This window comes from Ruegeria sp. BC7 (genome assembly GCF_056539165.1).
In genome coordinates this window covers 23906-47499 of the sequence record NZ_JBQFUL010000008.1, presented here as the reverse complement: position 1 = coordinate 47499, position 23594 = coordinate 23906, and the positions used below count along the sequence as shown (strand labels likewise).

20 protein-coding genes are annotated in these 23594 nt (G+C 58.8%); 11 read left to right on the top strand and 9 right to left on the bottom strand.

The window, feature by feature from the left end; translation table 11 throughout:
• Position 1 precedes the first annotated feature (1 nt).
• Together ACR0KS_RS16925 and infB are read left to right on the top strand one after the other, a co-directional pair.
• Entirely contained in the window at positions 2-625 is a 624-nt protein-coding gene (locus ACR0KS_RS16925; protein ID WP_170388718.1) for an RNA-binding protein, read from the top strand.
• 8 nt (positions 626-633) lie between these two features.
• Entirely contained in the window at positions 634-3108 is a 2475-nt protein-coding gene (infB, locus tag ACR0KS_RS16920; protein WP_170416240.1) for a translation initiation factor IF-2, read from the top strand.
• 60 nt (positions 3109-3168) lie between these two features.
• Here the strand turns inward: infB and ACR0KS_RS16915 are convergent, their stop codons facing one another.
• The 5 genes from ACR0KS_RS16915 to ACR0KS_RS16895 form a co-directional block, all read right to left on the bottom strand.
• Positions 3169-3996: an alpha/beta hydrolase gene (locus ACR0KS_RS16915; protein ID WP_170567555.1), complete on the bottom strand. Its 828-nt coding sequence runs from the start codon at positions 3994-3996 to the stop codon at positions 3169-3171.
• Between the two features lie 3 nt (positions 3997-3999).
• A complete protein-coding gene (locus ACR0KS_RS16910) occupies positions 4000-4881 on the bottom strand; it encodes a tryptophan 2,3-dioxygenase (protein WP_170567557.1) in 882 nt (293 codons plus the stop codon).
• A 63-nt stretch (positions 4882-4944) separates the two neighbouring features.
• The gene (gene tdh / locus ACR0KS_RS16905) at positions 4945-5973 is read right to left on the bottom strand and encodes an L-threonine 3-dehydrogenase (RefSeq protein WP_170567636.1); all 1029 of its coding nucleotides are present in this window, start codon (positions 5971-5973) and stop codon (positions 4945-4947) included.
• Between the two features lie 14 nt (positions 5974-5987).
• On the bottom strand, positions 5988-7172 hold the full coding sequence (locus tag ACR0KS_RS16900) for a glycine C-acetyltransferase (protein WP_170567560.1): 1185 nt from the start codon (positions 7170-7172) through the stop codon (positions 5988-5990).
• A gap of 108 nt (positions 7173-7280) precedes the next feature.
• Positions 7281-7844: an XRE family transcriptional regulator gene (locus ACR0KS_RS16895; RefSeq protein ID WP_170486104.1), complete on the bottom strand. Its 564-nt coding sequence runs from the start codon at positions 7842-7844 to the stop codon at positions 7281-7283.
• Positions 7845-7962: 118 nt separating this feature from the next.
• Between ACR0KS_RS16895 and ACR0KS_RS16890 the strand changes: the two genes are divergently transcribed.
• On the top strand, positions 7963-9138 hold the full coding sequence (locus ACR0KS_RS16890) for an acetyl-CoA C-acyltransferase family protein (protein WP_170567562.1): 1176 nt from the start codon (positions 7963-7965) through the stop codon (positions 9136-9138).
• 95 nt (positions 9139-9233) lie between these two features.
• On the opposite strand, the gene ubiB is transcribed toward ACR0KS_RS16890, so the two are convergent.
• Complete coding sequence (gene ubiB, locus ACR0KS_RS16885) at positions 9234-10763, bottom strand: 2-polyprenylphenol 6-hydroxylase (RefSeq protein WP_170567564.1); 1530 nt, start codon at positions 10761-10763, stop codon at positions 9234-9236.
• Positions 10763-11515 (bottom strand): bifunctional demethylmenaquinone methyltransferase/2-methoxy-6-polyprenyl-1,4-benzoquinol methylase UbiE, encoded by a 753-nt coding sequence (gene ubiE, locus ACR0KS_RS16880; RefSeq protein ID WP_170416227.1) that lies wholly within the window; start codon positions 11513-11515, stop codon positions 10763-10765. Before ubiE ends, ubiB begins: the two co-directional genes overlap by 1 nt.
• Before the next feature lie 86 nt (positions 11516-11601).
• Here ubiE and mutM point away from each other — a divergent pair, with 86 nt between their 5' ends.
• The 6 genes from mutM to recF all read left to right on the top strand — a co-directional run bounded on the left by mutM (position 11602) and on the right by recF (position 18228).
• Positions 11602-12453 (top strand): bifunctional DNA-formamidopyrimidine glycosylase/DNA-(apurinic or apyrimidinic site) lyase, encoded by an 852-nt coding sequence (gene mutM, locus ACR0KS_RS16875; RefSeq protein ID WP_170567566.1) that lies wholly within the window; start codon positions 11602-11604, stop codon positions 12451-12453.
• Positions 12454-12519: 66 nt separating this feature from the next.
• Positions 12520-13296: an enoyl-CoA hydratase gene (locus ACR0KS_RS16870; RefSeq protein ID WP_170388728.1), complete on the top strand. Its 777-nt coding sequence runs from the start codon at positions 12520-12522 to the stop codon at positions 13294-13296.
• Positions 13297-13529: 233 nt separating this feature from the next.
• Complete coding sequence (gene rpsT, locus ACR0KS_RS16865) at positions 13530-13793, top strand: 30S ribosomal protein S20 (RefSeq protein WP_170388729.1); 264 nt, start codon at positions 13530-13532, stop codon at positions 13791-13793.
• Positions 13794-14342: 549 nt separating this feature from the next.
• Entirely contained in the window at positions 14343-15728 is a 1386-nt protein-coding gene (dnaA, locus tag ACR0KS_RS16860) for a chromosomal replication initiator protein DnaA (protein WP_170416223.1), read from the top strand.
• A 221-nt stretch (positions 15729-15949) separates the two neighbouring features.
• On the top strand, positions 15950-17071 hold the full coding sequence (dnaN, locus tag ACR0KS_RS16855; RefSeq protein WP_170388731.1) for a DNA polymerase III subunit beta: 1122 nt from the start codon (positions 15950-15952) through the stop codon (positions 17069-17071).
• Between the two features lie 59 nt (positions 17072-17130).
• Positions 17131-18228: a DNA replication/repair protein RecF gene (gene recF, locus ACR0KS_RS16850; protein ID WP_170567568.1), complete on the top strand. Its 1098-nt coding sequence runs from the start codon at positions 17131-17133 to the stop codon at positions 18226-18228.
• Here recF and ACR0KS_RS16845 read toward each other — a convergent pair.
• Positions 18225-18791: a carboxymuconolactone decarboxylase family protein gene (locus tag ACR0KS_RS16845; protein ID WP_170567570.1), complete on the bottom strand. Its 567-nt coding sequence runs from the start codon at positions 18789-18791 to the stop codon at positions 18225-18227. The two genes, recF and ACR0KS_RS16845, sit on opposite strands and share 4 nt — an antisense overlap.
• 100 nt (positions 18792-18891) lie before the next feature.
• Between ACR0KS_RS16845 and ACR0KS_RS16840 the strand changes: the two genes are divergently transcribed.
• The gene (locus ACR0KS_RS16840) at positions 18892-19464 is read left to right on the top strand and encodes a TetR/AcrR family transcriptional regulator (protein WP_170567572.1); all 573 of its coding nucleotides are present in this window, start codon (positions 18892-18894) and stop codon (positions 19462-19464) included.
• Positions 19465-19566: 102 nt separating this feature from the next.
• On the top strand, positions 19567-21984 hold the full coding sequence (gyrB, locus tag ACR0KS_RS16835) for a DNA topoisomerase (ATP-hydrolyzing) subunit B (protein WP_170567574.1): 2418 nt from the start codon (positions 19567-19569) through the stop codon (positions 21982-21984).
• 413 nt (positions 21985-22397) lie between these two features.
• Here gyrB and ACR0KS_RS16830 read toward each other — a convergent pair whose 3' ends face one another.
• A complete protein-coding gene (locus ACR0KS_RS16830; protein ID WP_170416187.1) occupies positions 22398-23513 on the bottom strand; it encodes a hypothetical protein in 1116 nt (371 codons plus the stop codon).
• Positions 23514-23594: the final 81 nt, after the last annotated feature.

The following is a 23594-nucleotide window of genomic DNA, read 5'->3' as shown; positions in this document are numbered from 1 at the left end:
AATGGGTCGCGGTGGCGTCCATAAGGATCGGTCGGACGGACCCGAACGCAAGTGCATCGCCACGGGCGAGGTTCAGCCCAAATACGGGCTGATCCGCTTTGTGATGGGGCCGGACGGTCAGGTCTTTCCCGATGTCGCGGCGAAATTGCCGGGGCGCGGGGTCTATGTGGCGGCGGATCGGGCCGCGCTGGATAAGGCCGTTGGCAAAAAGCTGTTCTCGCGCGGGTTCAAGGCGCAGGTAACGGCGCAGGCGGACCTGGCCGATGAGGTCGAAAAGCAAGTCGCGCGGCGGGTGATCGAGCTGATCAGTCTGGCGCGCAAATCCGGCGACGCAGTCGCGGGATATGAAAAGGTCAAGACGTGGCTGGACCGGGAAGAGGCTCAGGTGCTGATTCAGGCCTCTGATGGATCGGGGCGCGGCAAGTCGAAACTCAGCACGCCGCACTTCGGAAAATACATCGGTTGGCTGACTGCAGATGAGTTGGGGGCGGCATTTGGGCGCCAAACCGTGATTCATGCGGCGCTGGCCTCTGGCGGACTCGCCAAACGTGTTGTAGAGGAAGCGCAGCGCCTGCGTGGCTTGCGCGAAACGGATGACGGCGGCAAGGGCCGCTCGGAAGGGTAAGAAGCTTTATGAGCGATAGTGACGGCAAAAAGACATTGGGTCTTCGTGGCGGGGCACGCCCCGGAAATGTGAAACAAAGTTTCAGCCACGGACGCACCAAGAATGTCGTGGTGGAAACCAAACGCAAACGCGTGGTGGTCCCCAAGCCGGGTGCCGGAAAGCCGGGTGGCGGTGCAACGCCTTCGGGTGATCCATCGCGTCGCCCTGCCGGGATTTCCGACGCGGAAATGGCACGCCGGATGAAGGCGCTGCAGGCAGCCAAGGCACGTGAGGCCGAAGAAGCCGCTGCCCGTGAAGCACAGGAAAAGGCGCGCGAAGAAGAACGCGCCCGCCGCCGTGCCGAGCAGGAAGCCAAAGAACGCGAACAGCGTGAGGCCGAAGAACGCGCCCGCGCCAAGGCCGAGGCCGAAGAACGCAAGCGCAAAGAGGCTGAAGAAGCTGCCAAACGCGCTGCTGCTGCCCCCGCGCCCGAAGAACCCAAAGCCGCGCGCAGCCCGGCCAGCAAGCCCGCGCCTGCTGCCGCTCCGCGCAAGCAGGACCGCGAACGCGAACAGCGTGGTCGCGGCAAGGGTCGTGACGACAACCGTCGCTCTGGCAAGCTGACACTGGGTCAGGCCACAGGCGGTGAAGGCAACCGTCAACGCTCGATGGCGTCGATGAAGCGCAAGCAGGAGCGGGCGCGCCAGAAAGCCATGGGTGCACCGGTCGAGCGGGAAAAGGTGATCCGCGACGTACAGTTGCCCGAGGCGATCATGGTCTCGGAACTGGCCAACCGTATGGCCGAGCGTGTGGCAGATGTTGTTAAATCGCTGATGCAGATGGGCATGATGGTCACGCAGAACCAGACCATCGACGCGGACACTGCCGAGCTGATCATCGAAGAATTTGGCCACAAGGTCACCCGTGTCTCTGATTCGGATGTTGAAGACGTCATCAAAGAGGTCGAAGACAGCGATGACGATCTGCAGCCGCGTCCGCCGGTCATCACCATCATGGGTCACGTTGACCACGGCAAAACCTCGCTGCTGGACGCGATTCGTGACGCACGTGTTGTCGCGGGTGAGGCCGGGGGCATCACGCAGCATATCGGTGCCTATCAGGTGAAAACCGATGGCGGCACCACGCTGACCTTCCTGGATACACCGGGCCACGCGGCCTTTACCTCGATGCGTTCGCGCGGGGCTCAGGTCACGGATATCGTGGTTCTAGTTGTGGCCGCTGACGACGCGGTGATGCCGCAGACGATCGAAGCCATCAACCACGCCAAGGCCGCCGAAGTGCCGATGATCGTGGCGATCAACAAGATCGACAAGCCCGAAGCCAACCCCGACAAGGTGCGCACCGACCTGCTGCAGCATGAAGTGATCGTCGAGAAGATGTCGGGTGAGGTTCAGGACGTTGAGGTCTCGGCCGTCACTGGTCAGGGTCTGGACGAACTGCTGGAAGCCATCGCGCTGCAGGCCGAGATTCTGGAACTGAAAGCTAACCCCGACCGCGCCGCCCAAGGTGCCGTGATCGAGGCGCAGCTGGACGTGGGCCGCGGTCCCGTGGCCACCGTTCTGGTTCAGAACGGCACGCTGCGCCAAGGTGATATCTTCGTTGTGGGTGAGCAATACGGTAAGGTCCGTGCGCTGATCAACGACAAGGGCGACCGCGTCAAAGAGGCTGGACCCTCGGTTCCGGTCGAGGTTCTTGGTCTAAATGGCACGCCCGAAGCGGGTGACGTTCTGAACGTGACCGAGACCGAAGCGCAAGCCCGTGAGATCGCCGCCTATCGTGAGCAAGCCGCCAAGGATAAACGCGCCGCCGCCGGTGCCGCAACCACCCTTGAGCAGTTGATGCAGAAGGCCAAGGAAGACGAGAACGTGGCCGAGCTGCCGATCCTCGTCAAAGCCGACGTGCAGGGATCTGCCGAAGCTATCGTTCAGGCGATGGAAAAGATTGGCAACGACGAAGTACGCGTGCGTGTTCTGCACTCGGGCGTGGGCGCGATCACCGAGACGGATATCGGCCTTGCCGAAGCCTCGGGCGCGCCGGTCATGGGCTTTAACGTCCGTGCCAACGCATCGGCGCGGAACACCGCGAACCAGAAGGGTGTCGAGATCCGCTATTACTCGGTGATCTATGACCTCGTGGATGACGTGAAAGCCGCCGCCTCCGGCCTGCTGAGCGCCGAGATCCGCGAGAAGTTCATCGGTTACGCCGAGATCCGCGAAGTCTTTAAGGTCACAGGCGTCGGCAAGGTTGCGGGCTGTCTGGTCACCGAAGGCGTGGCGCGTCGTTCCGCTGGCGTCCGCCTGCTGCGCGACAACGTGGTGATCCACGAAGGCACGCTGAAGACGCTGAAGCGCTTCAAAGACGAAGTGGCCGAGGTTCAGTCGGGTCAGGAATGCGGTATGGCGTTCGAGAACTACGACGATATCCGCGCGGGCGACGTGATCGAAATCTTCGAGCGCGAGGAAGTCACCCGCACGCTGGATTGATCCGGTATTGCATTGAATCAGAAAACGGCGGCCCTTTGGGTCGCCGTTTTTCATTGAGGGCTAGTGCCCGGCGGGTAAGAACGTACTGGGGTGCATGACGATGTCGAAGTGATGCACCCCCTTCTGCAGATCGAAACTGACGGAGTGTCCGCCCTTGCGCAACAACTCCGCGTAGTCCCGGCTCTGGCGGATGAACTCGGGCGTGTCGCGCTCACCCACGGTCACGCGATAGCGCGGGCCGGGCGCGGGCAGATGCAGGATCGGCGACAGGTCGTGCACTTCGACCGGGGTCAGTTGCAGCGGATCGTTCACAGGCGTCAGGCTGATCGGTTCCATATCAAATATCCCGCTGATCAGGATGACGTCTCGAACACGCAGCCCCGCTCGGGCCAACGCATCCGCCGAAGTCGCCATGACCATACTGGCCAGATGCCCCCCCGCGCTGTGCCCGGACAGCGTTATGCGCGACGGATCAAAACCAAGCTCGGACGCCTGAGACGCGAGCCAGAGCAAGGCGTTTCGGCACTCGGCGATCATGTCGCCAATCCGCGCGTCCGGCGCCAGCGTGTAGTTCAGGGTCGCGAAAGAGTGTTCGGCCTCGATCATCGCCGGGGCCATCATCGCAGATTCGCGCTGACTGATGGCCTGCCAATAACCGCCGTGAATGAACACATGCAGCGGTGCGCCAGCCCCTTTCGCCGGAAAGAAATCAAGAACCTGCGTCGGGCTGTCACCGTATGAGAGGTTCTCATGACATTCCATCCGCGCCCGGTTCTGTGCGCTGAGCGCGGCCCAGCTTTGGACATAAGGCGTAAGATCGCCGCCGATCATCGACCGGGGAGAGTATTCCTGATCCAGTTCTTCCTGAGTGAAACCTCGGTACAGCATTATCTACTCCTGCTCGGAATACATCAGTTCGGTTCGCAGATCGTAAAGATCATGAAAAAACCGTAAATCCAAGGCTTTGCGCAGGAACGACACGCCACTGGAGCCTCCGGTGCCGGGTTGGTCGCCGATCACCCGTTCCACCGCCGTGACGTGATCGAACCGCCAACGCTGGAACAGCGATTCCACGTCCATCAGCTTTTCCGCCAGTGCATAGAGATCCCAATACCTGTCTGTGTCGCGATAAACCTGCGCCCAGATTTTCACCACGCGCGCGTCGCCGGAATAGGGCTGCGCAAAGTTCCGCTCTAGCAGGTCCTGCGGTACGTCGAACCCCTGACGCGCCAGCATGAACAGCACCTCGTCATAGAGCGAAGGCTTTGTCAGCGCGGCGTTCAGCATCTCCATGACCTTTGGGTCATGTTCATGAACTTTCAGGGTCGAGGCATCCTTGTTGCCCAGAATGAATTCGACTTGGCGGTAGCCATAGCTTTGAAACCCCGACGAGCTGCCCAGAGCCTGCCGGAAGGTCATGTAGTCGGCGGGTGTCATGGTCAGCAATGTTTCCCACGCAGCTATCAGTTGCCGCTGGATCGCTTTCACCCGGTCGAGGTTCTTCATTGCCGGGCCGAAGTCGTCCTGTTGCAGAAACCGCCGCACCTCGACCAGTTGGTGGTGCATCAGCTTCAGCCACAACTCACTGACCTGATGGATGATAATGAACAACAACTCATCGGGTTGGGCGGGGTCCTGAAAGGTTTTCTGCAGGTTCAGAAGGGTATTGAGCTGTAGGAAATCGCCGTAGCTCTTGCGATGCGTTTCGGCAAAATCGGTAACCAGCGAATCTTCGATACCACGCTCTAGAAACCTGCCGTCCTTGTCACCCATTTGCCCCTCCAAACGCCTGAGTCTGCCCCTGTTTAGGGGCTAAACCCGCTCAGTTCCAGAGCGTTAGGTCCAATCCAGAACAACCTTTCCTGACAGGCCGGATTTCATCGCGGTAAATCCTTTGGCGAATTCGTCAACGCCAAACCGATGCGTAATGACCCTGGAAACATCCAACCCGTTTTGCAGCATTGCGATCATCTTGTACCACGTCTCGAACATTTCGCGGCCATAGACCCCCTTGATGGTGATGGCTTTGAACACGATGCGGGACCAGTCAACCGGAGATTTCCCCGGGGGAATTCCCAGCAAGGCAATCTTGCCACCCATTACCAGAGCTTCAACCATCTGGTCCAGCGCGGCCTGCGAGCCGGACATCTCCAACCCGACGTCGAACCCTTCTTTCATACCGAGTTCCGCTGTCACGTCCTGCAAGTCTTCCTTGCTGACATCGACAGGCCGTACCGTCGGCACGACATGTGCGGCCAGTTTCAGGCGGTCAGGGTTAATGTCGGTGACAACGACGTGTCGTGCCCCCGCATGGCGAGCGACCGCCGCAGCCATAATGCCGATGGGGCCAGCGCCGGTGATCAATACGTCCTCACCCAGCAGGTCAAAGCTGAGTGCGGTGTGCACGGCGTTGCCCAGCGGATCGAGGATGGCCCCGATCTCGTCCGGGACATCATCGGGCAGGGGGACAACGTTGAAGGCGGGCAATTTCAGATATTCGGCAAACGCGCCCTGTTCATTCACCCCGATCCCGCGCGTGCCGGGGTCCAGATGGAACTTACCGGCGCGGCTCTGACGGCTGTCGGTGGTGATTAGGTGACCTTCGCCCGAGCAGCGCTGACCGACTTTCAACCCGGTCACATTGCGCCCCAGCTCGACAATTTCTCCGGCAAATTCATGGCCGGTGATCATGGGCACCGGAACAGTATGCGAGGCCCATTCATCCCAATTCCAGATGTGAATGTCGGTCCCGCAGATGCCGGTCTTGTGAATGCGGATCAAAACCTCGTCCGGGCCGATTTCCGGCACCGGAGCCCGTACCATCCAAAGCCCTTCCTCGGGTCTGGATTTTTCAAGCGCCTTCATTGTATTGGGTCGCATCAGATCACTCCCAGCTCTTTGCCAACCTTGCCAAATGCTGTCAGAGCGCGATCCAGTTCTTCCCGTGTTAGGGCCGCATTCATCTGCGTTCTGATCCGTGCTTGTCCACGCGGGACGACCGGGAAGAAAAAGCCCGAGACGTAGACGCCCTCATCAAACAGCCGCGCTGCCATTTCCTGCGCCAGCGTCGCCTCGCCCAGCATCACCGGGATGATCGGGTGTTCGCCGGGAAGAAGGTCGAAGCCCAACTTCTCTAACCCTGCACGCCAGTATTTTGCGTTTCCGAACAGTTGGGCGCGCAGCATGTCCCCTTCTTCGACCAGTCGGATCGCTTCGAGACCGGCAGCAACGATGGAAGGCGGCAGCGAGTTCGAGAACAGATAGGGCCGCGCCCGCTGCCGCAGCAGGTCGATCACTGGCTGCGGCCCAGCGATATAACCGCCGATTGCCCCCCCAAGTGCCTTGCCCAAAGTTCCCGTCAGAATGTCTACGTCTACGCCGAAGTGATCTGGCGTACCTGCCCCGTTCGGTCCCATGAAGCCGGTGGCGTGGCAGTCATCGACCATGACAATGGCGTCGTATTTGTCAGCCAGTTCGCGGATTTTCGGCAGGTTCGCCAGATATCCATCCATCGAGAACACGCCATCGGTTGCGATCATGATATGCCGCGCCCCGTCCTCGCGTGCCTGTTTCAGCCAGGCTTCAAGGTCGGTCATGTCGTTGTTCAGATACCGGTATCGTTTGGCCTTGCACAGCCGCACCCCGTCGATGATCGAAGCGTGGTTCAAACTGTCCGAGATAATGGCGTCCTCTGGCCCTAATAAGGGTTCGAACAACCCTCCGTTGGCATCAAAGCAGGCCGCAAACAGGATTGCGTCGTCCTTGTTCAGAAACTGCGCCAGCCTGTGTTCCAACTCGCGGTGTATGTCCTGAGTGCCACAGATGAAACGCACAGAGGCCATGCCAAAGCCCTTGGGTTCCATCGCGTCCTTGGCCGCTTTGATCAGCGCCGGGTGATCGGCCAGACCCAGATAGTTGTTGGCGCACAGGTTTATGACCTGTTTGCCGCCTACCGTGATCTCTCCGCCCTGAGGCGAGGTGATCATTCGCTCGCGCTTGTACAGACCTTCCGCTTCGATCTGCGCGAGGGTGTCCGTGATGTGGGACAGGAACGTATCAGCCATGGCGATCTCCTTGCTCTGAGTCGCGTTTCTAACATAGCGGAATAAATTCCCAAATAGGGGATTTTCAAAATGACGGAAAAAATTCCGTGAAGGCGGATTTTTGCCAGTTCAAGCGTTTTTGACGATCAGAAAAACCCTTGCTGCGCCTTCGGCCGTGATCGAATGGGCAACGTCAGCGGCGTATCGCGCCGTATCACCCTGTTTCAAATCGCGGATGGCGGAACCGGATGTCACGCGAACAGAGCCTTCGAGCACTGTCAGTTGTTCACGCGCCCCCCGCGCGTGGGGTGGGCTGGTCAATCCGCCGTTTTGCTCAAAGTGGATGTCATAGACCTCGTGACCGCCTGCTTCCTCGGGCGGGGAAAGAATCCGAATTCGGCAGTTCTGGCCCATATTGTCGATGCTGGGCACTTCTGCGCTGCGTAGAACCTCGATCTGATCGGCGCTGTCGGCTTCCTCTAGAAGACCTGCAAAATCCACTTGAAGGGCACGGGTCAGGTTCCACAGGGTCGAGATGGTGGGGCTGCTTTCGCCCCGCTCAATCTGGCTGACCATGGACCGGGACACACCGCTGAGATTGGCCACGGCTTCGAGGGACAGCCCCTTGGCGCGGCGCGCTTCTTTCAGGCGCGCGGGCAGGCGTGTCAGGATATCGTCTGATCTTTCCGTCATGACGGAATCTCATGCGCCTTTCGGGATGTGATGTCAATTCCGCTTGTGACGGTACGTCCCATGGGACAGCCTAACCTGACGAATGCATAGTGCCGCCAAATCCAAGAGGAGAAGAGACATGAAAGATATCGTCATTCTTGATGGCGCCCGCACCGCGGTTGGAACCTTTGGCGGGGCATTGGCCTCGACCGCGCCGATTGATCTGGCGACTGTTGTGGCCGAGGCCGCGATGGAGAAATCCGGTGTTGAGGCCGCGCAGATCGGCAACGTGGTTTTCGGGCACGTGATCAACACCGAACCGCGCGATATGTACCTGTCTCGTGTCGCCGCAAAACAAGCGGGTATTCCGGTTGAAACACCTGCGATGAACGTGAACCGTCTGTGCGGGTCCGGTGCCCAGGCGATTGTGTCGGCAGTGCAGTCGCTGATGCTGGGGGATGCAGAATTTGCCGTCGCCGGTGGTGCCGAGAGCATGTCGCGCAGCCCTTACATCGTTCCGCAGGCGCGTTGGGGCGCGAAAATGGGCGACGTCACATCGCTGGACATGATGCTGGGCGCGCTGAACTGTCCCTTTGGAACCGGGCACATGGGTGTAACGGCCGAAAACGTCGCCGACGAACATCAGGTGACGCGCGAACAGATGGATGAATTCGCCCTGACCAGCCAGACCCGCGCCGCTGCTGCGATTGAGGCCGGGTATTTCCAAAGCCAGATCACGCCGGTTCAGGTCAAGGTCAAGCGCGACATGGTGGATTTTATGGTCGATGAGCATCCGAAACAGACCTCGGCAGAGGCGCTGTCAGGGTTGCGTCCGGCGTTCAAGAAAGATGGCCGTGTGACGGCGGGGAATGCCTCGGGCATTAATGACGGTGCGGCCGCGATGGTTCTGGCGACGGCGGACGCGGCTGAGAAAGCGGGTCTGAAGCCGAAAGCGCGGATTCTGGGCTATGGCCACGCGGGTGTGCGGCCCGAAGTGATGGGCATCGGTCCGGTGCCTGCGGTACAGAACCTGCTGGCGCGCACTGGTTTGACGGTTGAGGATTTCGACGTGATCGAAAGCAACGAAGCCTTCGCGTCGCAGGCAATCGCCGTCAATAACGAACTGGGGCTGGACACCGCCAAGGTCAATCCGAATGGCGGTGCGATTGCATTGGGTCACCCTGTGGGGGCGACCGGTGCGATCATCACGCTGAAAGCACTGTATGAGCTGGAGCGGATCGGTGGGTCCAAAGGTCTGGTGACGATGTGCATCGGCGGCGGTCAGGGGATCGCCATTGCCTTTGAGCTGCTCTGACTTGAAATGTTGCTGGGGGGCTGTCTGCCCCCGATCGCGCCGTGGCGCGATTCCCCCCGAGGATATTTTTGGCCAGATGAAGGGACGGATCGGTTTTAGCTGAGCGCCGTCACGATCAGTACAAGAGCTGCGCCTGCGGCTGCGCCGATGGTTGCGGGGAGCGCTGTTGACCAGAAGCGGGTGGTTTTAGGCTCGTCCTTCTGGGTCTGTGCGATCAGCGCGTTTTCCACCAGAGCGGGCAGGCGAGGGCCGAAGCGGGCCAGAACCATGGCCGTTTTTCCGAAATCGCGCACAGCCGCGCGCGGGCCGATGGATTGCTTGATGTAATCTTCGACCACAGGGCGGGCGACTTCCCAGATGTTGATATGTGGGTCCAGTGAGCGTGCAACGCCTTCAACCACAACCATTGTGCGTTGCAGCAAGATCAGCTCGGTGCGGGTTTCCATGCCGAAGCGTTCGGTGACTTCAAACAGGTAATTCAGCAGGCGGCCCATCGAGATGTGGGTGGCGTCCATCCCGAAGATCGGTTCACCCACAGCGCGCAGGGCGCGGGCGAATTCGTCAACGTCCTGATTGGCGGGGACGTAGCCGGCCTCGAAATGGACCTCGGCCACGCGTTTGTAGTCGCGGCGGATGAAGCCAAAGAGGATTTCTGCATAGACCCGACGGGTGTATTCGTCGATATGGCCCATGATGCCGTAGTCATAGGCGATGATATCGCCATTGGCGGCGACCTTGAGGTTGCCCTGGTGCATATCGGCGTGGAAATAGCCGTCGCGCAGGGCGTGCATGAGGAACAGCCGCAGGACACGTTCGCCCAGATCGCGGCGATTGTGATTGGCGGCATCCAGCGCGTCATTGTCGCCCAGCGGGATGCCGTCTGCCCAACTGAGGGTCATGACGCGGCGAGCCGATAGGGACCAAACCACTGGGGGCAGCCAGAAGCCGGTGTCGTTCTTGGTGTTGGCGGCATATTCCGAGGCGGCGGCACTTTCGAGACGCAGATCCAGCTCACCGCGCACGACGCCGTCGAAATGTTCGATTACTTCCATCGGGCGCAGTCGCCGCGCACCGGGGGCAAATAGCTGCACGATACGCGCGGCGAAATAGAAGGCGTCGACATCCTTGCGGAAGGCGCGCTCGATTCCGGGGCGCAGGACTTTGACGGCGACGTCTTCGCCTGTGCTGGACAGTTTCGCCTTGTGGACTTGGGCGATCGACGCCGCGGCGATCGGTTCACTGAACTCGTCGAATATGTCGGCCACGGGTTGGCCTAGTTCTTTTTCGACCTCGGCCATAGCCTCGGCTTTGGAGAAGGGGGGCAGCTTGTCCTGCAGGACGCGCAGTTGTTCTGCCAGTTCGTTGCCCACGACATCGGGCCGCGTCGAGAGAACCTGACCAAACTTGATATACGCCGGACCCAGTGCCGTGAGTGCTCGGGTGGCGGGGGGCATCGACGGGTCGCCCTTATACCCTAGCCACTGGAACGGTTTCCCCAAGGTATGAGCGAGGACGCGCAGCGCTTTTGGTGCCTCGAATGCGTCAAGCACCACGTTCATGGCGCCTGTGCGCTCGAATGTGGCGCCTGTGCGGATCAGGCGGATGATATTGTGTGGACCGCGCATCAGATTTTCCAGCCGGAATGCAAGGCGGCAATGCCCATACTCAGATTGCGGTACTTGGCGTTGTCAAACCCGGCGGCGCGGACCATACCGAGGAAGGTTTCCTGATCGGGAAACTTGCGGATCGATTCCACCAGATACTGATAGCTGTCATAGTCATTGGCGATCAGCTTGCCCATGCGCGGGATGACGTTGAAACTGTAGAGATCATAGAGCTTTTGCAGCCCGTCATTGGGCAACTGGCTGAATTCCAGCACCATCAGGCGGCCGCCGGGCTTCAGCACGCGGTAAGCTTCGTTCAGCGCCTCTTGCGGGCGCGTCACGTTCCGGATGCCGAACGAGATCGTGTAGACGTCGAACGTGTTGTCCTCGAACGGCAGGGACATGGCGTCGCCCACCACCCAGTTCAGGCTGTCCGACATCTGATCGGCTTCGGCGCGTTGGCGGCCTTCGACCAGCATCGGCTCGGTCAGGTCCAGAACGGTGGCGTGACCATGGCCCGCGCGTTTGAGGAAGCGGAAGGAGATGTCTCCGGTCCCGCCTGCTACGTCCAGCAGTCGCTGACCGGGGCGCGGGGCCAGCCAGTCCATCATCGCGTCTTTCCAGACCCGGTGGATGCCCATCGACATGACATCGTTCATCACGTCATATTTCGAGGCGACCGAGTTGAACACACCCTGCACGCGCCCGGCCTTTTCGGCCTCGCGCACGGTTTCAAACCCGAAATGAGTGGTCTTGTCGTTGCTGTCGGACATTTGCCTTGCCGTTTGTCGAATTTCGTCTCTGTTATAGGGCCATTGGAACCGGGCACAATGCGGCCCTTTGGAATAGGAGCCATGTAATGCCCGAATTGCCTGAGGTCGAGACAGTAAGACGCGGCTTGTCCCCGGCGATGGAGGGGGTGGTGATCGAACGCGCCGATGTGAATCGGCCTGATCTGCGCTGGCCATTCCCCGAGCGGATGGCGGAAAGGCTGACCGGGCAAAGGGTGGATCGGTTGCGACGACGCTCGAAATACATACTGGCTGACCTCAGCAGCGGAGAGACTTTGCTGATTTATCTGGGTATGTCGGGGCGGATGACAGTGTCGGGCGACCCGTTGGGGCAGTTCGTGCATGACCACCCGATGCCGGAAAAACATGATCATGTTGTGTTCCATATGGCCAATGGCGCGCGTGTCACATTCAACGATCCGCGCCGGTTCGGAGCGATGGATTTGCTGCCGACAGAGACGGCAGAGAAGCACAAGCTGCTATCGGTCCTTGGACCCGAACCCCTGGGCAATGATTTTCATGAACAACACCTGATCGAAGCTTTCCGGGGAAAGAACACTCCGGTCAAGTCCGCACTGTTGGATCAGGGAATCGTTGCCGGATTGGGAAATATCTACGTCTGTGAAGCGCTTTATCGCGCCAGAGTGTCGCCACGTCGCAAAGCAGGACAGATTTCTGCGCAGCGTGTCGCGGCCATGGTTCCGATCATCCGGCAGGTGTTGCGGGACGCTATCGAAGCCGGGGGTTCTTCGCTGCGGGATTTCCGCCAAGCCGATGGAGAACTTGGATATTTTCAGCATCGCTTTGATGTCTACGGGCGCGAGGGAGAACCCTGTCGAACGGACGGTTGTGGAAGTGCCATAAAAAGAGTCACGCAGTCCGGTCGTTCATCCTTCTATTGCGGGAAATGCCAAAGATAACTTGATCCAGCTTTTTCGCGTGATAAGGAATCGTATCTGAACGGAACAACCGGAAGCTTACACCTCATGGCTTTTGAGACGATCATCGTCGAAATCGAAGACCACGTCGCTCTTATCAAACTTGATAGACCAGACGCGCTGAATGCACTGAACTCGCAACTGACGCAGGAGTTGTGTACCGCGCTGGAAGAAGCGGATCAAAACGACAAGGTGCGCTGCATCATCATCACAGGCTCGGACAAGGCTTTTGCCGCCGGCGCGGATATCAAAGAGATGTCCGAGATGAACTTTGTCGATGTTTATACAAAGAACCTGTTTGCCGATGTGAATGATCGGATCAGCGCAATTCGCAAACCTGTAATTGCGGCTGTTGCCGGCTATGCGCTGGGCGGTGGATGCGAACTGGCGATGTTGTGCGATTTCATTATTGCGGCGGACACGGCCAAGTTCGGGCAGCCAGAAATTAACCTCGGCGTTATTGCAGGTCTGGGCGGCAGCCAGCGCCTGACGCGGTTTGTCGGCAAGTCCAAATCCATGGACATGAACCTGACCGGTCGCTTCATGGATGCCGAAGAAGCGGAACGCGCAGGGCTGGTCAGCCGAGTTGTTCCCGCCAAGAAACTTCTGGAAGAAGCGACGAGCGCGGCGCAGAAGATTGCTGAAAAGTCCCAATTGAGCACGATGGCCGCGAAAGAAGCCGTCAATCGCAGCTATGAGCTGCCGCTGAGCGAGGGGATGCTGTTCGAGCGTCGGGTATTCCATTCGATGTTCGCGACCGAAGATCAAAAGGAAGGCATGGCCGCCTTTCTGGAAAAGCGCGCTGCGCAGTTCCGCGACAAATAACCGGCGCCTCTGCTGGATCGGAGCAGGCGGGCGATGTCCCGCCTTTTTCATGTCCGAATATGGCCGCGCAGAATCTGCTTGGCAAACCCCTGTAACTTGGATAGTAAGCGCCGCTATACATGCGCGTGCGGCCCGCTTTGGCCAGAATCACACTCGTGATCCCTGATCCGGTGCGGAGATTTCCGTGACGCGCGACCCCAGATAACCGCACCGAACAAAGGTCAGAGATACACATGGCTAATTCGCCCCAGGCAAAAAAGCGCGCTCGTCAGAACGAGAAGCGTTTCGCAATCAACAAAGCACGTCGTTCGCGCATCCGCACCTACCTGCGTAAAGTAGAAGAAGCGATCGCATCCGGCGACAAAGACGCTGCAACCGCAGCTCTGCGCGCAGCTCAGCCCGAGCTGATGCGCGGCGTCACCAAAGGCGTTTATCACAAAAACACAGCTTCGCGGAAAATGTCGCGTCTGTCGGCTCGCGTCAAAGCGCTGGGCTGAGTCTTTCGCTGACTTTAGGTCACGTAAGAAAGGCTGAACTAATTTGAAGGGCGTCGCGCAGTGCGGCGCCCTTTTTGCTGTTGCCAGAATACCGCGCTTGGCGAAGCCAAGAGATTCTTTCGCGCTCAGACACGAGTCAATATCAGAGTTTCGTTGCCGGGAACCTCACCCTCTTGTTACCACTGATTCAGCGATTCACTCGCTTGGGGGGACAGGCTGTTCCAGCGATCAAACTGACGGGCATCAGGATGATCAGGAACGAATGTTGGCAACCGGTAAAGTCGGTTTGCTGATCTGCTGTGGGACTTGGTACATCCAGGCGTCCCAGCCCTGTCTAAAAAAGAGATTGCGACGCGCAACCCGGATGTTGGGGTGTGCCCTTTAGGGACGCCAGAACGCCGGTAAGTGCCGACTTTCTACGGAGTAATCGCCAGATCATTACGATTTGGCGGATGGGTACTCTGTTGCGTGTGAACACGTTAACCGGGCAACCGGAACATAGTAATAAGGCCGACAGGCCAATAAAGAATGGGATGCGTGAGGCGCTTAATGACACAAGAAAAATGGGGACTACTGCGTAACAAACTGCTCAAGGCGATCGGAAAGAACAACTACACAACCTGGATTGAACCTCTTGAATTCCAAGAGCTGCAGGATGGCGTGGCTGTATTTTCGGTGCCGACCAATTTTATGGGCAATTATGTTAGCCAGAACTTTGCAGATCTCATCTTGTATGAGTTGAATACGGCGGGCGAGCCTGTTCAGCGTCTGGCGTTCCGGGTCGCGGCAAATTCTCCGGCCCGACCGTCCGTCGAAGCGGAAACCGCGCCGGTCGCATTGCACGAGGCACCCGCGCCGCAGGTGGCCGAAGTTGCCAATGATGCGCTCGAATCGCTGCAGGCGGCGCCTTTGGATGCGCGCTTTACCTTTGACACTTTTGTTGTCGGCAAGCCAAACGAACTGGCCCACGCCGCTGCGCGTCGCGTCTCTGAAGGTGGTCCCGTGACCTTCAATCCGCTTGTTCTGTATGGTGGCGTCGGCCTGGGTAAGACCCACCTGATGCACGCCATCGCGTGGGAGCTGAAAACAAAACGCCCTGATCTGAACGTGCTTTACCTGTCGGCGGAACAGTTCATGTACCGCTTTGTGCAGGCTCTGCGCGAACGCCGCATGATGGACTTCAAGCACCTGTTCCGTTCGGTCGATGTTCTGATGGTGGACGATGTGCAGTTCATCGCCGGCAAGGATTCGACGCAGGAGGAGTTCTTTCACACCTTCAATGCGCTGGTGGACCAGAACAAACAGATCATCATCTCAGCCGACCGCGCGCCCGGCGAGATCAAGGATCTGGAAGACCGCGTGAAGTCGCGTTTGCAATGTGGCTTGGTGGTCGATCTTCACCCGACCGACTATGAACTGCGGCTGGGAATCCTGCAAAACAAGGTGCAGCAATACAGCAGCACCTACCCCGACCTGACCATAACGGATGGTGTTCTGGAGTTTCTGGCCCATCGTATTTCGACCAACGTGCGTGTTCTCGAAGGTGCGTTGACCCGACTGTTCGCTTTTGCGTCGCTGGTGGGTCGTGAAATCGACATGGAGCTGACGCAGGACTGCCTGGCCGACGTGCTGCGCGCGTCCGAGCGCAAGATCACCGTCGAGGAAATCCAGCGCAAAGTCTCGGAATACTACAACATCCGCCTGTCCGACATCATCGGCCCCAAACGTTTGCGGTCTTATGCGCGCCCACGTCAGGTGGCGATGTATCTGTGCAAGCAACTCACCAGCCGGTCCCTGCCCGAGATTGGCCGTCGTTTCGGCGGGCGTGACCACACCACGGTCATGCACGGTGTCAAACGGATTGAAGAGCTGAAGACGACCGACGGCCAGATCGCCGAAGACGTAGAGATGCTGCGCCGCTCTCTGGAAGCCTGAATTCGGTCATTCGGAAAACGCCCCGGCCCCTCACGCGCGGGGCGTTTTCTTGTGCGCTATAATCCACGGTCGCGCAGGAACTGTGCCCGCTTGGTCACGCGCCTCTTGACCCTTTGGGCAATCCGACTCAGTAATCCATAAAAAATCCTTGTGCCTCAGGGTGGAAACGGTAACGTGCCAGTCCCGCCCATTTCGGCACGCAAGTCAAAGGAATTGAGGGTATGAAGATCAGCATCGAACGCGGCACCCTTCTCAAGGCCGTTTCACAGGCCCAATCTGTTGTCGAACGGCGCAACACCATTCCCATACTTGCGAACGTGCTGATCGAGGCCGAAGGCGATCAGGCCATGTTCCGCGCCACCGATCTGGATATCGAGGTTGTCGACAAGGCGTCTGCGCAGGTGGAAAAGGCCGGAGCGACAACTGTAGCGGCCACGACCCTGCATGAGATCGTGCGAAAACTGCCGGATGGGGCGTTGGTGACGCTCACGGCCGACAGCGCGGCCGGGCGTCTGACGGTTGAGGCTGGACGGTCCAACTTCTCGCTGGCGACCCTGCCGAAAGAAGACTTCCCGGTCATGGCATCGTCGGAGTACCAATCGAATTTCACGGCGTCGGCGGCGTTGCTGCGGCGGTTATTCGATAAATCGAAATTCGCCATCTCTACGGAAGAAACACGCTACTACCTGAATGGTGTGTACATGCACGTGGCCGATGGCTCAGAAGGCGGCAAGGTTCTGCGCTGTGTCGCCACCGACGGTCACCGCCTTGCGCGTATTGATGCAGACCTGCCGGATGGTGCTGCGAACATGCCGGGCGTCATCGTGCCCCGTAAGACCGTGGGTGAGTTGCGCAAGCTGCTGGACGATGATGAAATGGATATCGCGGTCTCGGTCAGCGAAACCAAGGTTCGATTTGCCACACCCGACATCACCCTGACATCCAAGGTGATCGACGGGACTTTCCCCGATTACACGCGCGTCATCCCGCAGGGCAACACGCGCCAACTGGAAGTCGATGCAGCCGAATTCGCGCAGGCCGTGGATCGCGTTGCGACCGTTTCATCCGAGCGGTCACGCGCTGTGAAGTTGCAACTGGACGCAGACAAGCTGGTTCTGTCGGTCAATGCGCCTGACAGCGGCGCCGCCGAGGAAGAACTGGCCGTGGCCTATGGTGACGAACGGCTTGAGATCGGGTTCAACGCGAAATACCTGCTCGAGATTGCTTCTCAGGTCGATCGTGAGAATGCGGTGTTCCTGTTCAACTCGGCCGGTGACCCGACCCTGATGCGCGAAGGCAATGACCAGAGCGCGGTCTATGTGGTCATGCCGATGCGTGTCTGATCGCGCTGGCGCGCGATGCCTCCGGCGGAAGTATTTTTGAACAGAAGAAGGGTGGGGTCATGGGATTGGCCCTGACCGAGCTTACGGTCTCGCATTTTAGGTCGCACAAGCTGGCGCGGTTGTCGCTGGACGGGCGACCGGTTGCGATCCATGGTCCCAACGGGGCCGGTAAAACCAACATCCTTGAAGCGGTATCGTTGTTTTCACCCGGGCGCGGGATGCGTCGGGCGAGTGCGGCTGAGATGACCCGGCGGCCCGAGGCGCTGGGGTGGAAGCTGTCCGGGCTGTTGGAGGCACAGGGGCAGAGCTACGAGATCGAGACTTGGTCCGAAGGTGGCGCTGCGCGACAGGTTCGGATTGATGGCAAGGCGGCCAGTCAGGTTGATCTGGGCAAGCTGGCGCGGGTTGTCTGGCTGATCCCGTCAATGGACCGGCTGTGGATCGAAGGAGCCGAGGGGCGGCGGCGGTTTCTGGACCGTATCGCGCTGAGTTTTGATCCCTCTCACGCCGAGGCCTCGTTGACCTATGAAAAGGCGATGCGAGAGAGGAACCGCTTGCTGAAAGAGCAGGTGCGCGATGCCCATTGGTATGCTGCGTTAGAAGGGCAGATGGCCGAGACCGGGTATCGTATCCATGCCGCACGTCTGGCTGCGCTGGGTCATCTGCGCGCGGCGCAGGATCAGGCGGAAACTGCTTTTCCTTCGGCTGATTTGGAGCTGGTGCAAACTGAAGGCGCAATGCCGGAGAGGGTGGATGACCTGCGCGAAGCGTTGAACGAAAGCCGGTTCCGCGATCTGGCAGCAGGGCGGACCTTGGTGGGGCCGCACCGGTCGGATCTGTATGGTGTGTTCGCAGCCAAGGGCGTTCCGGCCAAGGACTGTTCGACCGGGGAACAAAAAGCGCTGTTGGTCTCGCTGATTCTGTCCAATGCGCGGGCATTGGCGGGGATGGTGGGCGCGCCTCCGATCGTATTGCTGGACGAGGTTGCCGCCCATCTGGATGCCGGGCGGCGGGCGGCGCTGTATGATGAGATTTGTGCACTGGGTGCTCAGGCCTGGATGACGGGCACCGGGCCGGAGCTGTTTGCTGAATTGGGTGACCGGGCCCAGACGCTGATCGTGAATGAAAGCGATGAGGGCTCGGTCGTTAGCGGTTAGGCGGGCTCGGCGACTTTGCGTTCCCACAGGAAGCCGCGCATGACCTGATCAACAGGTGTTTGGGCCATGTGGTTGACGTAGTTCGACATGGTTTTCTGTGCCAGACCCAGAACAACATCCAGAACTGCTCGGTGCGAATACCCAGCATCAAAAAACGCCTGAAGTTGTTCCTCGGACGGGTTACCACGGGTTTCCATAATTTGAAGCGTGAAGGTCCGCAGCGCCTCGAGCTTGGCGGACGGCAGCGGGGTTTCGTTGCGCAGGGCTTCGATGATCTCGTCCGAGACCTTCATCATCTTAGCGATGCCGGTATGGGCGGGCACGCAGTAGTGGCATTCATTTTCGACATTGATGGTCTGCCAGACAACGGTTTTCTCGTCATTGTCAAAATCGGTCTGCAGGAACAGGTGGTGCAGAACCTGATAGCCTTCCAGGTGCTGGGGGCTTTCGGCCATCACCTTATGCAGGCCAGGCAGGCGGCCAAACGCGGCCTGCGATTTCTCGAGCAGCGGTTTGGACCCTTCTGGGGCGGTTTCAAGGTCATGAGAGGGGAAGTTTGCCATGTCAAAGCTCCTGTTTCTGGCGCGGTGAGTCGTATTTAGGCTTTCTTGAGTGATCACTCAAGTATATATTTGAGTGAACGTTCAAGAATTGGTGAAGTCAATGCCGCGCAAACCTTCATATGACCGTGACGCGCTGATTGCGCGGGCAAGGGATATCTTTTGGCGGCAGGGGTGGGCTGGAACGTCGCTGAAGGATCTTGAGCGTGAACTGAATCTCAAGCCCGGCAGTTTCTACGCTGCGTTCGGTTCGAAGGATGCGCTCTACGCTCTGAGCCTGGAGCGCTACGCGCAGGATGGCGTGTCGCGGTTGATGGCGATGGCGGATGAAATGGGGCCATTGCAGGCGTTAAAAGCGCAGCCGCAAGTCGTGATAGACGCAAGTGAAATGCCTGCGCGTGCTTGTATGTTGGCCAAGACCTTTGCCGAGCTACAGGCCCGAGGGCATGATCTGGCAGATCAGGCCAGCAGCCACATGTCGGCGATGAAGGACTGTTTTGCGACCCTGTTTCGGCGCGCGCAAGAGGCCGGAGAAATCGGTGCGCATCATAACCCTGACCGGTTGGCTGCGCGGTATCAATCCGATCTGTTGGGCTTGCGTTTGTCGGCCGAAAGACAGGACGTGAACGCAGCAGAAATTGCCTCGGATATCGCGGCGGACCTTGATCAGCTTTGATCTGCTGAAAAAGCCACTCGGCAACACAAAATCTGGTGGGATCGCGTGACATTCCCCACCAGAAAACGTATAAGTTACCAAAATAATATAGGTACTAACGGCATGTCCGAAGACGCACAGGCACCGCAAGAATACGGCGCGGATTCCATTAAAGTTCTCAAGGGCTTGGAGGCGGTCCGCAAGCGCCCCGGTATGTATATCGGGGATACGGATGACGGTTCCGGTCTGCACCATATGGTGTATGAGGTCGTGGACAACGGAATTGACGAAGCTCTGGCGGGTCACGCCGACCATGTGACGGTGAAAATTCACGCCGATTCCAGTGTCTCGGTCAGCGACAATGGTCGCGGGATTCCGGTGGATATTCACCCCGAAGAAGGCGTGTCAGCCGCCGAGGTCATCATGACCCAGCTACACGCGGGCGGTAAGTTCGACAGCAACTCGTACAAGGTGTCGGGCGGTCTGCACGGCGTGGGTGTTTCGGTTGTGAACGCCTTGTCCGACTGGCTGGAGCTGCGCATCTGGCGCAACGGCAAAGAACACGTGGCACGGTTTGAGGGCGGCGAGACGGCGGAACACCTGAAGGTCGTTGGCGAATGTGGCGATCGGACAGGGACCGAGGTGCGGTTTCTGGCCTCGACCAATACGTTCTCGAACCTCGAATATTCATTTGAGACGCTTGAAAAGCGCCTGCGCGAGCTGGCCTTCCTGAATTCGGGCGTGCGGATTATCCTGATCGACGAACGCCCCGCTGAACGGCTTGAGACCGAGCTGTTCTATGAGGGCGGCGTTAAAGAGTTCGTCAAATATCTTGACCGGTCCAAGACACCTGCGATGCCCGAGCCGATCTATATCAAGGGCGAGCGCGACGATATCGGGGTTGAGATCGCGATGTGGTGGAATGACAGCTATCACGAAACGGTGCTGCCTTTCACCAACAACATCCCGCAGCGTGATGGCGGGACGCATGTGGCCGGTTTCCGGGGCGCTCTGACCCGGACGATCAACAACTATGCGCAGTCCAGCGGGATCGCGAAGAAGGAAAAGGTCAGCTTCACCGGTGACGACGCGCGCGAAGGTCTGACCTGCGTGTTGTCAGTGAAAGTGCCGGACCCGAAATTCTCATCCCAGACCAAGGATAAACTGGTCAGCTCCGAGGTGCGCCCGGCGGTCGAAGGTCTGATGAATGAAAAGCTGGCCGAGTGGTTCGAGGAAAACCCGAACGAGGCCAAGGGGATCGTCGGCAAGATCATCGAGGCGGCGCTGGCCCGTGAAGCTGCGCGCAAGGCGCGCGAGCTGACCCGCCGTAAAACAGCGATGGATGTGAACTATCTGGCCGGGAAGTTGAAGGACTGTTCTGAAAAAGACCCGTCCAAGACCGAAGTCTTTCTGGTCGAGGGTGACTCGGCTGGTGGTTCAGCCCAGACAGGTCGGGACCGTTTGACTCAGGCTGTGCTGCCCCTGCGTGGCAAGATCCTGAACGTGGAACGTGCGCGGTTTGACCGGATGTTGTCATCTCAGGAAATCGGCAATCTGGTCATGGCGCTGGGCACCGGCATTGGCCGCGATGAGTTCAACATCGAAAAGCTGCGCTACCACAAGATCGTCATCATGACCGATGCGGATGTGGACGGCGCGCATATTCGGACGCTGCTGCTGACCTTCTTCTACCGGCAGATGCCCGAGCTGATCGAGGGTGGATACCTCTATATCGCGCAGCCACCGCTTTATAAGGTTTCGCGTGGAAAGTCAGAGGTTTACCTGAAAGATCAGGCCGCTCTGGACGATTACCTGATCAATCAGGGCGTCGAGGGCGCGGTGCTGAAACTTGGCTCGGGCGAGGAGATTGTCGGGCAGGACTTGACCCGCGTTGTGGACGAAGCGCGCCAGTTGAAACGTGTACTGGACGCCTTTCCGACCCACTATCCGCGGCACATTCTGGAACAAGCTGCTGTCGCCGGAGCCTTTGTGCCCGGCGCGGTGGATGCTGACCTGCAGGGTGTGGCCGACAAAGTTGCGGCCCGTCTGGACCTGATCGCGCTGGAATACGAGCGTGGCTGGCAGGGCCGTATCACCCAGGATCACGGCATCTGTCTGGCCCGCATCCTGCGCGGCGTTGAGGAGGTGCGTACGCTGGACGGCCCGATGCTGCGCTCGGGCGAGGCGCGCAAGACCGGCAGCTTTACCCAGAGCCTGCAAGAGGTTTACAACACCCCGGCCACTCTGATCCGCCGTGATCGGATGCAAGCCATCCACGGCCCGCTGGACCTGTTGCGTGCCATTCTGGAAGAGGGCGAAAAGGGCCTGTCGCTGCAACGTTACAAGGGTTTGGGTGAGATGAACCCCGATCAGCTATGGGAAACCACGCTGGACCCGGATGCGCGAACGCTGTTGCAGGTGCGCGTGGATGACATGGTCGAGGCCGACGACCTGTTTACCAAGCTGATGGGCGATGTGGTGGAGCCCCGCCGTGAGTTCATCCAGAAAAACGCACTGAGCGTTGAGAACTTGGATTTCTGATCTGATGTAGGTGCGCCCATAGCTTTGCATTTCGCCCAAAGAATTGCATTTTTGGCCCAAAACTTTGGGCGCATTAACCTTCAACTTTCTTGGTTCGAGGCTCCATACCTTCGGGTCTCATTCTTTGCTTGTTTCGCGCCATCGCCGTATTGCCGGGGAAGGTTTTCGGATGGCCGCTTCCAGCCCTAAGCGGACATTCATCGTCGGCCTTTGCAAACTCCGATATGCGGGACGGAGCGGCCTGATGCTGGCGCAGCAAAATTTGCCTTGTATACTCGACGGCGTCATCGGATTGCTGGCGGCGGCGCAACACGATTTACCAAAAGCGGACGTTTAAGTTGGTCAATTGGGGCAAAACACGAACCGGAGTTTGCTTCGAAGTGAGAAGAAGTCACTTCGTATCGCGCCTCAGATCAGTTTCTGATCGGCTCTAAGGATGTAAAGCCACCCACCGCTGTGGTTCTGCCCGCAGACGCATCACTGATCGCTGAGGCTGCCTGATCGGCTTGCATAAGGTACTGATGGACTGAAATTCGGTTTGCAAGCGTAAGTTCTGGGTTGGTCCGGATCGCGGCCCAGAGCGCGACTTTATGAGTCCAGTCTTCATACTGCCCGAATTGGTGTGCGATGATCGGCGCCAGCGTTGGGTCCGCTTTCAGTGCAGCCGCAACTTCTTGTCGGATCGTCTCACTCAAAGCAGCATCCGCTACAGAGCCCTGGAGTGCCAACGCTTGAGCGGCGAGTGTTCGGGCATTGGTAGAAAGCGAGGATTTAGAAACGAAGTTTCGTGCGACATGGCGGGCGGCTTCCGCTCCGACCACCTCGATGTAAGCAGTGGCATAGGCACCAAATGCTGCGCCTGCTTCATCAGATTGCTCGTCGAGACCACTTTTTAGAAGCGCGCCCCAATCGGAACCACCTGTCAGACCCAGCATCAGAATTTGAATGGGTTGCAGATAAGGGTCGGAAAGTACCACCATTCTCGACATAATAGCTTCGACGGAAATATTGAGCTCAAGTTGGCGCAGTTGGGCGTAATCGATCCGGTCTAGTTCACGGAGCGCAAGACGGTGAACCCGGATGTCCGGATGACCAAGTTTTGTTGCAAAATAGGCCATCCTGTCCACATCGTCGCCCGCTCGCCATCGGTCGAGGCGGGAGAGAATGTCATCGAAAACCTCTACCATGTCGCCATCGACATTGGCCATGCGAGTCCATTTCCCATAGCTCTCGCGTGCAAAAAGAACGTAGCCGTCAGGGTTTTGGGAAAACTTCTCTATAGTCGCGGCGTCAACGCGCTGAGGGATTTCGACGTCCTCTAAATCCGACCCAATCGATGCAAGGGGGTCGTATCGCAACGCGTCGTCGAAAGCCGGATAGGCAAGTGCGATTTCCTTACTGGCTAGAAGTTGATCTACGACAGTGATCTGCGGTTCAAAATTGTGGAACGCGCAAGCGAGTGCGGTCGACGCACTCAGCGATGCTGCGAACAACGTCAGCAGTGCACTCGAGAGCTTGCAAAACTTCATTGCGTTTTCCTTTACTTGGACCTAGCGTTAAACGGTCGACCTGACGGGCTAGCAAAGCAGGCCCGTCAGCTTGGTTCGAAC

What these genes read in the sequence shown, in the direction of transcription:
- dnaN (WP_170388731.1), top strand. Translation starts at nt 15,950, where the DNA reads ATGAAGATCAGCATCGAACGCGGCACCCTTCTCAAGGCCGTTTCACAG.
- ACR0KS_RS16890 (WP_170567562.1), top strand. Translation starts at nt 7,963, where the DNA reads ATGAAAGATATCGTCATTCTTGATGGCGCCCGCACCGCGGTTGGAACC.
- mutM (WP_170567566.1), top strand. Translation starts at nt 11,602, where the DNA reads ATGCCCGAATTGCCTGAGGTCGAGACAGTAAGACGCGGCTTGTCCCCG.
- dnaA (WP_170416223.1), top strand. Translation starts at nt 14,343, where the DNA reads ATGACACAAGAAAAATGGGGACTACTGCGTAACAAACTGCTCAAGGCG.
- infB (WP_170416240.1), top strand. Translation starts at nt 634, where the DNA reads ATGAGCGATAGTGACGGCAAAAAGACATTGGGTCTTCGTGGCGGGGCA.
- ubiE (WP_170416227.1), bottom strand. Translation starts at nt 11,515, where the DNA reads ATGTCCGACAGCAACGACAAGACCACTCATTTCGGGTTTGAAACCGTG.
- ACR0KS_RS16925 (WP_170388718.1), top strand. Translation starts at nt 2, where the DNA reads ATGGGTCGCGGTGGCGTCCATAAGGATCGGTCGGACGGACCCGAACGC.
- recF (WP_170567568.1), top strand. Translation starts at nt 17,131, where the DNA reads ATGGGATTGGCCCTGACCGAGCTTACGGTCTCGCATTTTAGGTCGCAC.
- ACR0KS_RS16915 (WP_170567555.1), bottom strand. Translation starts at nt 3,996, where the DNA reads ATGCTGTACCGAGGTTTCACTCAGGAAGAACTGGATCAGGAATACTCT.
- rpsT (WP_170388729.1), top strand. Translation starts at nt 13,530, where the DNA reads ATGGCTAATTCGCCCCAGGCAAAAAAGCGCGCTCGTCAGAACGAGAAG.
- ubiB (WP_170567564.1), bottom strand. Translation starts at nt 10,763, where the DNA reads ATGCGCGGTCCACACAATATCATCCGCCTGATCCGCACAGGCGCCACA.
- gyrB (WP_170567574.1), top strand. Translation starts at nt 19,567, where the DNA reads ATGTCCGAAGACGCACAGGCACCGCAAGAATACGGCGCGGATTCCATT.
- ACR0KS_RS16895 (WP_170486104.1), bottom strand. Translation starts at nt 7,844, where the DNA reads ATGACGGAAAGATCAGACGATATCCTGACACGCCTGCCCGCGCGCCTG.
- ACR0KS_RS16870 (WP_170388728.1), top strand. Translation starts at nt 12,520, where the DNA reads ATGGCTTTTGAGACGATCATCGTCGAAATCGAAGACCACGTCGCTCTT.
- ACR0KS_RS16830 (WP_170416187.1), bottom strand. Translation starts at nt 23,513, where the DNA reads ATGAAGTTTTGCAAGCTCTCGAGTGCACTGCTGACGTTGTTCGCAGCA.
- tdh (WP_170567636.1), bottom strand. Translation starts at nt 5,973, where the DNA reads ATGAAGGCGCTTGAAAAATCCAGACCCGAGGAAGGGCTTTGGATGGTA.
- ACR0KS_RS16840 (WP_170567572.1), top strand. Translation starts at nt 18,892, where the DNA reads ATGCCGCGCAAACCTTCATATGACCGTGACGCGCTGATTGCGCGGGCA.
- ACR0KS_RS16900 (WP_170567560.1), bottom strand. Translation starts at nt 7,172, where the DNA reads ATGGCTGATACGTTCCTGTCCCACATCACGGACACCCTCGCGCAGATC.
- ACR0KS_RS16845 (WP_170567570.1), bottom strand. Translation starts at nt 18,791, where the DNA reads ATGGCAAACTTCCCCTCTCATGACCTTGAAACCGCCCCAGAAGGGTCC.
- ACR0KS_RS16910 (WP_170567557.1), bottom strand. Translation starts at nt 4,881, where the DNA reads ATGGGTGACAAGGACGGCAGGTTTCTAGAGCGTGGTATCGAAGATTCG.